This window comes from Streptomyces sp. bgisy100 (assembly GCF_057709105.1).
The window spans coordinates 89977-99435 of sequence record NZ_JBYITE010000025.1 but is presented as its reverse complement, the minus strand read 5'-3'; the positions used below and the strand labels follow the sequence as shown (position 1 = coordinate 99435).

7 protein-coding genes are annotated in these 9459 nt (G+C 72.2%); all 7 read right to left on the bottom strand.

What is annotated here, in order from left to right; all coding sequences use genetic code 11:
• Positions 1 to 400 precede the first annotated feature (400 nt).
• Positions 401 to 2560 carry a putative bifunctional diguanylate cyclase/phosphodiesterase gene (locus AC3EQ1_RS18370; RefSeq protein WP_432095391.1) on the bottom strand — a complete coding sequence of 720 codons (2160 nt, stop codon included), beginning with the start codon at positions 2558 to 2560 and terminating at the stop codon, positions 401 to 403.
• A gap of 221 nt (positions 2561 to 2781) precedes the next feature.
• A complete protein-coding gene (gene ligA, locus AC3EQ1_RS18365; RefSeq protein ID WP_432095390.1) occupies positions 2782 to 4962 on the bottom strand; it encodes an NAD-dependent DNA ligase LigA in 2181 nt (726 codons plus the stop codon).
• Between the two features lie 31 nt (positions 4963 to 4993).
• Positions 4994 to 6007, bottom strand: coding sequence for a methionine synthase (locus AC3EQ1_RS18360; protein ID WP_432095389.1), 1014 nt, complete (start codon positions 6005 to 6007; stop codon positions 4994 to 4996).
• A gap of 303 nt (positions 6008 to 6310) precedes the next feature.
• Positions 6311 to 7000, bottom strand: a complete 690-nt coding sequence (locus tag AC3EQ1_RS18355; protein WP_432095388.1) for an SDR family oxidoreductase — start codon at positions 6998 to 7000, stop codon at positions 6311 to 6313.
• Positions 7001 to 7037: 37 nt separating this feature from the next.
• The gene (locus AC3EQ1_RS18350; RefSeq protein WP_432095387.1) at positions 7038 to 7577 is read right to left on the bottom strand and encodes an LOG family protein; all 540 of its coding nucleotides are present in this window, start codon (positions 7575 to 7577) and stop codon (positions 7038 to 7040) included.
• 51 nt (positions 7578 to 7628) lie between these two features.
• Entirely contained in the window at positions 7629 to 8600 is a 972-nt protein-coding gene (locus AC3EQ1_RS18345; RefSeq protein WP_432095386.1) for an RICIN domain-containing protein, read from the bottom strand.
• 332 nt (positions 8601 to 8932) lie between these two features.
• Positions 8933 to 9352: a hypothetical protein gene (locus AC3EQ1_RS18340; RefSeq protein WP_432095385.1), complete on the bottom strand. Its 420-nt coding sequence runs from the start codon at positions 9350 to 9352 to the stop codon at positions 8933 to 8935.
• Positions 9353 to 9459 lie beyond the last annotated feature (107 nt).

Sequence of the window (9459 nt, the reverse complement as noted above, 5' to 3'; positions counted from 1 at the left end):
AACCCCCCACCCCTGCGCCCCCACCCCCTTGCGCTCACCCAGCCCTGCGGCCCCCCGCTGCCCTCATGTCCGGACCGGGCCGGTGGCACCGCGTCCCTACTCCCTTGCGTTCGCCCGGCCCTGCGGCCCCCGCTGCCGTCATGTGCCCAGACCGGCCCGGCGGCACTGCGTCTCCTTGTTCGCCTTGCCCTGCGGCCGCGCCCCTGCGTTCGACCCGCTCTGCTCGCTGATCTTCGGACCGGTCCCGTCGTGGGCGTCTCTGTGATCGCCCGGCCGTCCGAGGGGCTTGCTTCCGGAGCGGCTCTGGCGTGGCACGGGTCTCGTCCGCTGGGTCGGCAAATGCGGGCCCACCTGAGGTGCTGCGTTCGACTCTGGGTGGGGGGCGTCCGTTTGCCGGGGTTCAGTTCACCGGTTGGCTCGAGGGGCGGGGGGATTCCTCGGGGGTGTGGTGCTGGGGTTCGGGGGGCGGGGCGGTGGTGAGGGCGGGGCGGGGCGGGGGGTCCAGAGCGGGGGTGGGGCGGCGCCAGCCGTGTTTGCTGCGGAGCCGGAGCCACGCGGTGGTCTCGTCCGGTGGCATGGCCGCGGCGACCAGCCAGCCCTGGACGGCGTCGCAGCCGAGGTCGCGGAGCCGTTCCCAGGTCTCGTCGTCCTCGACGCCCTCCGCGACGACCAGCAGTCCGAGGGAGTGCGCGAGGTCGATGGTGCAACGGACGATCTCGGCGTCCTCGTTGTCCACCGCGAGCCGGGCCACGAACGAGCGGTCGATCTTGAGCTCGCTGACCGGCAGGCGCCGCAGGTGGACCAGCGAGGAATAGCCGGTGCCGAAATCGTCGAGGGACATCTTGACCCCGTGCCCGGTGAGGCCGGCCAGGGCGTCGGCCGCGCGCTGCGGGTCCTCCAGCAGGACGTGTTCCGTGATCTCCAGCTGGAGGGCGGAGGGCGGAACGCCGTGCCGGGCCAGCCGGGCGGCGACCGCGCCGGCGAAGCCGGGGCTGTGCACGTCGCGCGGGGAGACGTTCACCGCCACCGGCACCTCGATGCCGGCCGCCCGCCACCGGGCGACCTGGCCGAGGGCGGTCTCCAGGACGTATTCGGTGAGGTGCGGCATCAGGCCGGAGGACTCGGCGATGGCGATGAACTCGTCCGGGCTGACCCGGCCGCGCTCCGGGTGCACCCAGCGGACCAGCGCCTCCAGGCCGTTCACCCGGCCGTCGAAGCCGACCTTGGGCTGGTAGTGCAGTTCCACCTCGCCCGCGTCGAGGGCCCGCCGCAGGTCGCCGAGGAGACCGAGGCGGTCGGGGGTGTTGCCGTCGCGCTTCGCCTCGTAGACCTCGACGCCGCTGCGGTCCCGCTTGGCCTGGTACATCGCCACGTCGGCGCGGCGGAGCAGGCCCTCGGCGTCCAGGGCGTGGTCGGGGAAGACGGCGACGCCGGCGCTGGCCTCCAGGACGAGGGTCAGGCCGTCGAGGTTCAGCGGCGAGCCGAGTTCGGCGACGAGCTGGCGGGCCACCTGCTGGGCGCTGGTCGTGGAGTCGACGGTGGGCAGCAGGACGGCGAACTCGTCGCCGCCGAGGCGGGCGGGCCCCGCGGTGTGCGGCAGGGCGGCCCGGAGCCGCTCGGCGATCTGGAGCAGCAGCCGGTCCCCCGCCAGGTGACCGAGGGTGTCGTTGACCGATCTGAACCGGTCGAGGTCGATCAGTACCAGGGCGGAGCGGGTGCCGAGCCGTTCCGCGTCGTCCAGGGCGGCCCAGGCGCTCTCCAGCAACCACTGACGGTTCGGCAGCCCGGTGAGCGGGTCGCGGAGCTGTTCCTCGGCGCGGGCGCGGGCGATCCACAGGGTGGAGTCCAGGGCGACCAGCGGCACCGCGAACAGCGGGAGCACCGAGGGCATGGTGGTGGCCACCACGCAGACGAGGGGGGCGATGCCCAGCAGCGCAACCGCGACGAGTCCCTGGCGGGCCAGGGCCGTTCGGGCGACGGTGGGCAGCCGGCCGGCGTTCGGGGCCGTGCAGTACCAGAGCAGCACCCGGGTCACGACGAGGTAGCCGAGGGCCGCCAGCACCACCTCGGGCAGTACCAGAAGGGTCCAGGTGCCCGGCCGCCAGGGCTGCTCCACCGTGGGGACGGTGCCGAACGCGGCGAGGACCAGGCCGGCCACGCCGAGGCCGAGGATGTCCGCCGCCCCGTGCAGCACGCCCTGCCGCCAGCGGTGCCGGCGCGCGGCGCTGACCAGGACCACGACGGCCAGGCTGACCAGCACGGCGGCCAGCCAGCCGTAGAGCAGCAGCACGGCGAGGGTGAGGGCGGCGCCGGAGCCGGTGCCGCCCCACCAGCGGTCCCGGCCGAGAGCGACCAGGTGGCCGACGATGACGCCGGTGAGCAGCGCCAGCGACCAGCCGACGACGCCGCCCGGAAAGAGCGCATGCCCCTCGGCGAGCACCCGGGCGACGCCGGTGGCCAGGGCGAGCCCGGCCACGACCGTTGCGGCGACCGACATCCTCACCGGTGCGGTGAACCGGCGCAGCCGTGACACCGGTTCGGCGCTCTCGGTCGGTTTCATTCCCGTCCCTCTCACAGCCGGCGGTGCCAACGCCACGTCGGTGGCATCTCCTTCCGATGCCACCACGTCTGAGGTCCCACCACGCAGCCGTGCACGGCAGGCGCACACCTCAACAGTAGGCGGGACAAGGCTGGAAGGGGCAGCGATCCGCAGCGGTTGCCCGAATGCGGCCGGGGCAACCGGATGCATCTGATATGCACCGAACGGGTGATGCCCGACGGCTATTCGGGTGACACCTCGGCCGTCTCCCGCGCCGCGTCGGGGCCTTGTTCGAGCAGCACGGAAAAGCCCTCGTCATTGAGGACCGGCACCTTCAACTGGATTGCCTTGTCGTACTTCGATCCGGGGTTGTCACCTACGACAACGAAGCTGGTCTTCTTGGAAACGGAACCGGTCACCTTGGCGCCACGGCTCTGCAACGCCTCTTTCGCGCCATCTCTGGTGAACGACTCCAGGGTGCCGGTGACGACGACGGTGAGGCCGTCGAGCGGGCGGGGGCCGCGCTCCTCGCCGCCCTCCTCCTCCAGCCGGACACCGGCGGCCCGCCACTTCTCGATGATCTCCCGGTGCCACTCCTCGGCGAACCACTGCTTCACCGACGCGGCGATGGTCGGCCCCACGCCCTCGACCGCGGCGAGCTCCTCCTCGTCGGCCCGGGCGATCCGGTCCACCGAGCCGAACTCCCTGGCCAGCGCCTCCGCCGCCACCGGTCCGACGTGCCGGATGGACAGCCCGGTGATGATCCGGGCCAGCGGGCGCTGCTTGGCCGCCTCGATGTGCTCCAGCATGGCGAGGGTGTTCTTCCGCGGCTCGCCGTCCTGGTTGGCGAAGAGGGTGACGACCTTCTCCTCACCCGTCTTCGGGTCCCGCTTGGGCAGCCCCGAGTCCGGGTCCAGCACATAGGAGCGGATGGGCAGCAGCTTCTCCACGGTCAGGTCGAAGAGGTCCCCCTCGTCCCGCAGCGGCGGCTCGGCGGGCTCCAGCGGCTGGGTCAGCGCCGAGGCCACCACATAGCCGAAGTTCTCGATGTCCAGGCACTTGCGGCCGGCGAGATAGAAGACGCGCTCCCGCAACTGGGCCGGGCAGGAACGGGCGTTGGGGCAGCGCAGGTCGACGTCGCCCTCCTTCATGGGGCGCAGCGCCGTGCCGCAGTCGGGGCAGGCGGCGGGCATGGCGAACTCCCGCTCGCTGCCGTCCCGCAGATCCACGACCGGGCCGAGGATCTCGGGGATGACGTCGCCCGCCTTGCGCAGTACGACGGTGTCGCCGATCAGCACGCCCTTGGCCTTGACCACGTCCTGGTTGTGCAGGGTGGCGAACTCGACCTCGGAGCCGGCCACCGTCACCGGCTCCACCACCGCGTACGGGGTGACCCGGCCGGTGCGCCCCACGCCCACCCGGATGTCCACCAGCTTGGTGTTGACCTCCTCCGGCGGGTACTTCCAGGCGATGGCCCAGCGCGGTGCCCGCGAGGTGGAGCCCAGCCGGCCCTGGAGCGGGATCTCGTCCAGCTTGACGACCACGCCGTCGATCTCGTGCTCGACGGAGTGCCGGGCCTCGCCGGAGTAGGAGTCGATGAACTTCCGGACGGCGTCGAGGGAGGTCACGACCTTGTTGTGCCGGGAGGTCGGCAGGCCCCACTCGCGCAGCAGGCCGTACGCCTCGGAGAGGCGGGCGATGTCGAAGCCCTCCCGGGCGCCGATGCCGTGCACCACCATGTGCAGCGGCCGGGTGGCGGTGACCTTGGGGTCCTTCTGGCGCAGCGAACCGGCGGCGGCGTTGCGCGGGTTGGCGAACGGCGGCTTGCCCGCCTCCACCAGGCGCGCGTTCAGCTCGAGGAAGCCCTCCATGGGGAAGAACACCTCGCCCCGGATCTCCACGAGGGCCGGGATGCGCTCCCCGCTGAGCCGCTCCGGGATGTCGGCGATGGTGCGGACGTTGGGCGTGATGTCCTCACCGGTGCGCCCGTCGCCGCGGGTGGCGGCGCGGGTCAGCCGGCCGTGCTCGTAGGTGAGGTTGACGGCGAGCCCGTCCACCTTCAGCTCGCACAGGAAGTGGTGCTCCGTGCCGCTCAGTTCGCGGGCGATCCGGTCGGCCCAGCCCGCCAGCTCCTCGTCGTCGAAGGCGTTGTCCAGGCTGAGCATCCGCTCGCGGTGGTCGACGGCGGTGAACTCGGTCTCGTACGCGCCCGCGACCTTCTGGGTGGGCGAGTCCGGGGTGCGCAGCTCCGAGTACTGCTCCTCCAGGGCCTCCAGGGACCGCAGCAGCCGGTCGAACTCCGCGTCGCTGACGACCGGGGCGTCCTTCACGTAGTACCGGAAGCGGTGCTCCTCGACCTGCTCCGCCAGCTGCTGGTGCTGATCCCGGATCTCCGCGGGCACTGCCGCCTGTTCGCCAGCCACCGTCTCGTCCTCCCGTAGTCCGCGAGTGCCGTCACTCAGGGTTGTCTGCGAGTGATCTCGCCGCCCGGACGCAGTGGGCGAGCGCGGCCCGGGCGTACGCCGGTGAGGCGCCCGCCAGACCGCACGACGGGGTGACCACCACGGACTCGGGAAGAGTCGCCGGTGACAGCCCCAGCCTGCGCCACAGCGTCCTGACACCCATGACGCTACCGGCAGGGTCGGACAATGCCGCGTCGGTCCCGGGGACGACTCCGGCGAACAGCTTGGTACCGGCCTCCGCCGCCTCCCCGATCGACTCGTCGTCACGCTCGGTGAGCAGGCCGGCGTCGAACGAGATGCCCGCCGCACCGGCCCGCCGCAGCAGCGCGAAGGGCACGCCGGGGGCGCACGAGTGGACCACGGTGGGGCTGCCGCCGGCGGCGGCCAGGACGTCGCGGAGCGCTCCCTCGACGACGGCGCGGTCCACGGCCCGGTGCGTGCGGTAGCCGCTGGCCGACTTGACGCTGCCGCGCAGCACGGAGATCAGCGACGGCTCGTCGAGCTGCAGCACCACCTCGGCGCCGGGCACCCGGCGGCGGACCTCCGCGAGGTGCGCCCGCAGCCCCTCGGCCAGGGATCCGGCCAGGTCACGGCAGGCGCCCGGATCGGCGAGGGCGGCCTCGCCGTTCTTCAGCTCCAGAGCGGTGGCCAGCGTCCACGGGCCGACCGCCTGCACCTTGAGGGGCCCCTCGTAGCCCTGGGTGAACTCCTCCAGGGCGTCCAGGTCCTCACGCAGCCACGCCCAGGCGCGCCGGGTGTCGCGGCCGGGCCGGTCGCCGAACCGCCAGCCGCTGGGCTCCACCCGCGCGTACATCTCGACCAGCAGCCCGGCGGTGCGGCCGGTCATGTCGGCGCCGGGGCCGCGCGCGGGCAGTTCCGGCAGATACGGGAGGGCCTCCAGGGATCCGGTGACGGTCCTCGCGGCCTCCCGCGCGTCCGTCCCGGGCATGGAGCCGACCCCGGTGGCCGAGCCGGCGGGCAGTGCGAACTTGGTCTCCGTACTCACGTCGGGAAGCGTACGGGAACGGCCGCCCCGGGAATTCCCCGGCCGAGCGGCCGTGATCACCTGCCGGGCGGGCCGGGCGGCCTGCGGCGGACGCGTCCCGTGGGGCGGGACGGGCGGCGGGGCGGACGTGTCCCGTCGGGCGGCGGGGTCCGGGGCGGTACCGGGCCCTGCGTGCGGCCCGGCGCCCAGTCCGGTCGGATCCGGGCCGGGCCCCGCCACAACGCGCCGGTCGGGCCCGGTCCGCCCGGTCCGATCAGCTCAGCTCAGCTCAGGTCAGGTCAGCTCAGGTCAGGTCAGCTCCTGTCAGGCGCCCGGGCGCACCGACAGGTCGGTGATCTCCGCGTCCCGCGGCAGGTCCAGTGCGGTCAGCACCGTCCGGGCCACCGACGCCGGGTCCATCCAGCGCGCCTCGTCGTACTCCTTGCCCTCCTGCTGGTGGACCTTGGCCTGCATGGGGGTGGAGGTCCGGCCGGGGTAGACGGAGGTGACGCGCACGCCGTTGTCGTGCTCCTCGGCGCGCAGGGCGTCGGCCAGCGCCTTGAGGCCGTGCTTGCTGGCGGCGTAGGCACCCCACTGGGGGTTGGTGCGCAGCCCCGCGCCGGAGTTCACGAACACCACCTGGCCGCGCGCGGCCCGGAGTTGGGGCAGCAGCAGCCGGGTCAGCTCGGCGGGGGCGACCAGGTTGGCGGCGAGCTGCGCGTTCCAGGTCTTCGGGGTGAGGTCGGCGACGCTGCCGAGGTCCACCACGCCCGCGCTGTGCACCAGTGAGTCGAGCCGGTCGGGAAGGGCCTGGTGGCTGAGCGCCCAGGAGAGCTTCTCCGGGGTCGCGAGGTCTCCGACGACCGTGCGGGCGCCGGGGAACCGGCTCTCCAGCTCCTTGGCCCGGCCCGCGTCGCGCGCCAGCAGCCACAGCTCGTCGCCCCGTTCGGCCAGCCGGTCGACGACGGCGGCGCCGATGCCGGACCCGGCGCCGGTGATCAGATGTGCAGTCATGCCCCCAGCTTGCCTCACCGCGGGTCCGCCGCCCGTCTCACCCCGAGCCGACGGTCTCCTCCAGGCGGGCGATCGTCTCCGCGCCGTCCTCGGCGAAGAAGACCAGCTCGGAGAGGGGGCGCGGCAGGAAGCCCTCCGCGTCCATCCGCTGGAACTGCTGCTTCAGCCCGTCGTAGAACCCGGCGGCGTTGAGCAGCACCACCGGCTTGTCGTGCAGCCCGTGCTTCTTCAGTTCCAGGATCTCGGTGGCCTCGTCGAGCGTGCCCATGCCGCCCACCATGACCACGACTGCGTCGGCGCGGGCGAGGAGCTCGGCCTTGCGCTCGGCGAGGTCCTTGGTGACCACCATCTCGTCGACGCCGTTCCGCGCCAGGTGCGACAGGAACTCCACGGAGACGCCGGCCAGCCGCCCGCCCGCGGCCTCCACCCCGTCGGCCATGACCTTCATGAGCCCGGAATCCGAGCCGCCCCACACCAGGGTGTGCCCGCCCTTCCCCATGAGCCGCGCGAACTCGCGGGCGGGGCGGGTGTACCGCTCGTCGAGGTTCTCCGCCGAACAGAAGACGCAGATGTTCATGGCCCTCACCCTAGGTCCGTGCGGCCGGAACCGTACCCGTCGTTCCGGCCGTCAGTAGATCTGCCCCTGACGGAGGACGGTCGGCAGCCAGCGCTGGTTCTCAGCGCTCGAGCAGTCCCACAGCTGGACGGGGGTCTCCGGGTCCCGACCTTGGTTGAGGACGTCGAGGCAGAGGCCCGCCTGCCGCACCGTGCCGTCGGCCTCGGTGTGCCACTGCTGTGCGGAGCCGCCGTCGCAGGGATCGGCCACCACCGGGGCGCCGCGCGACGCGCCGTTGGTGGAGGTCATGCAGAGGTCTTCGAAGACCCGGAACTCACCCGCCTCCGTGTAGGTGAACTGCTGGTTCTCCGACCCGTGGCAGTTGTAGATCTGCAGCTGGGTGCCGGGGGCGCGGTATCCGTACCGGAGGTCCAGGCAGTGGCTGGACGCCGCGTTCAGATAGGCGAGGGCGGGGCGCTCCGTGCGCGGCGGGGCGGAGGTGACGCCGGACCCGGGCTTCTTGTGCCGGGTGGGCTTCGGGGTGGGCGACGGCGTGGGCTCGGCCGACTTCGACGGCTTCTTCTTGTCGTCGGGCCGCTCGGAGGGGCTCTCCTCGGCGGTCGGGACGGCGCCGTTGCCGAACGAGGGCGGTGCCGCCTTGCGCGGCCACGCCGCGACCGGCTCCTCCTCCGTCGAGGGGGGCTCGGACACGGAGAGGACGACCAGCACCGAGAGCACGGCGATGCTGATGCAGATCATGACGGCGGGGCCTGCCCCCACCAGGCGGTCCGAGAACTGGTCGGAGCGTTCGCCGGGCCGCGGGTCACGCTGCCCGTCCTGCCGCCGTCCGGGGCGGAGCGCGGATAGTCCCCACCGCGCGGCCCGCCTCGCCCAGCCGACCGGGGGCGGGGTGGCGGCCGGCTCGGAGGCGGCGTTCCGCTCCGCCCCTTCCGCACTGCCGGATCTTTCGTCGAAGGCGGCAACCACCGTCGGATCCAGGGGGATTCGGGCGCCCGGCAGGAAGACCGGTGAGTTTCCCGGCACAACGGAAACCGTTGCGGACGACTTCGCCGAGGAATTAGACAGCCCGTCAATACTCCCGCAGTTCTGACACTCACCCTCGGGATTCGAGGAGTTACAAAAAAGACAGCCGGATGTCATGTGGGCTTCTCGTCACAGACTGTTGGACAGGAACGACAACTGAACCCGTAGGCGCCGCCATCCTTGGGGCACCGGCAGGACGCTGTCAAGCGATGACTTACCCCATCCTGACGCCCAACCACGGGCAAAGTCCAGGGTCTTGCACCATCGGTCGCCCTGCCGTGGCGCCGCACTCACACCACGGCCCTCACCTGCGAAAATCCCACTCCGAATGCTCAGCCATGCATTCCGCGCACATTTTCACGGGAGGTGTTTCCGCCGGTAATCTCACCCTGCTGGATACGCATGCCGCGACTTTCTGAGATGCGGAGAGCATCGTGCAGAGCCTCCGCGAGCCGGGCGGAAAGGAAGCGAAACTCTCGGGTCGGCACGGTGTGGTCCGCGAGCATCCTCCGGGCGTGGCCGAGGATTTCTTCTCCGGTCCTCAGCTGCATTTCCTCGACATGGTCCGCGAGTTCGGCCACCCGGCCGTTTCCGTCGGAGGAGAGATAACACGGCCTGCCGTCCGGAGTGGGCCAGGGCAGCAGCCGCAGGCCACCGGCCAGGGAAGGAGCAGAGGTGGGGACGGCAGGAGGGGCCGACGCGGGGCCGTACCCGGGGGCGGGTCGCTGAAACGTGGGGTCGTTCTCGGTCATGCCGACAACGTTTTCGCCGCGTCCCTAGCGTGGTCAACGACATCGCACAACAGGTGCGGCGATACGGGCCTGTTGTGTGGTTGGTGCAATCCGGTACGACCTGCGTC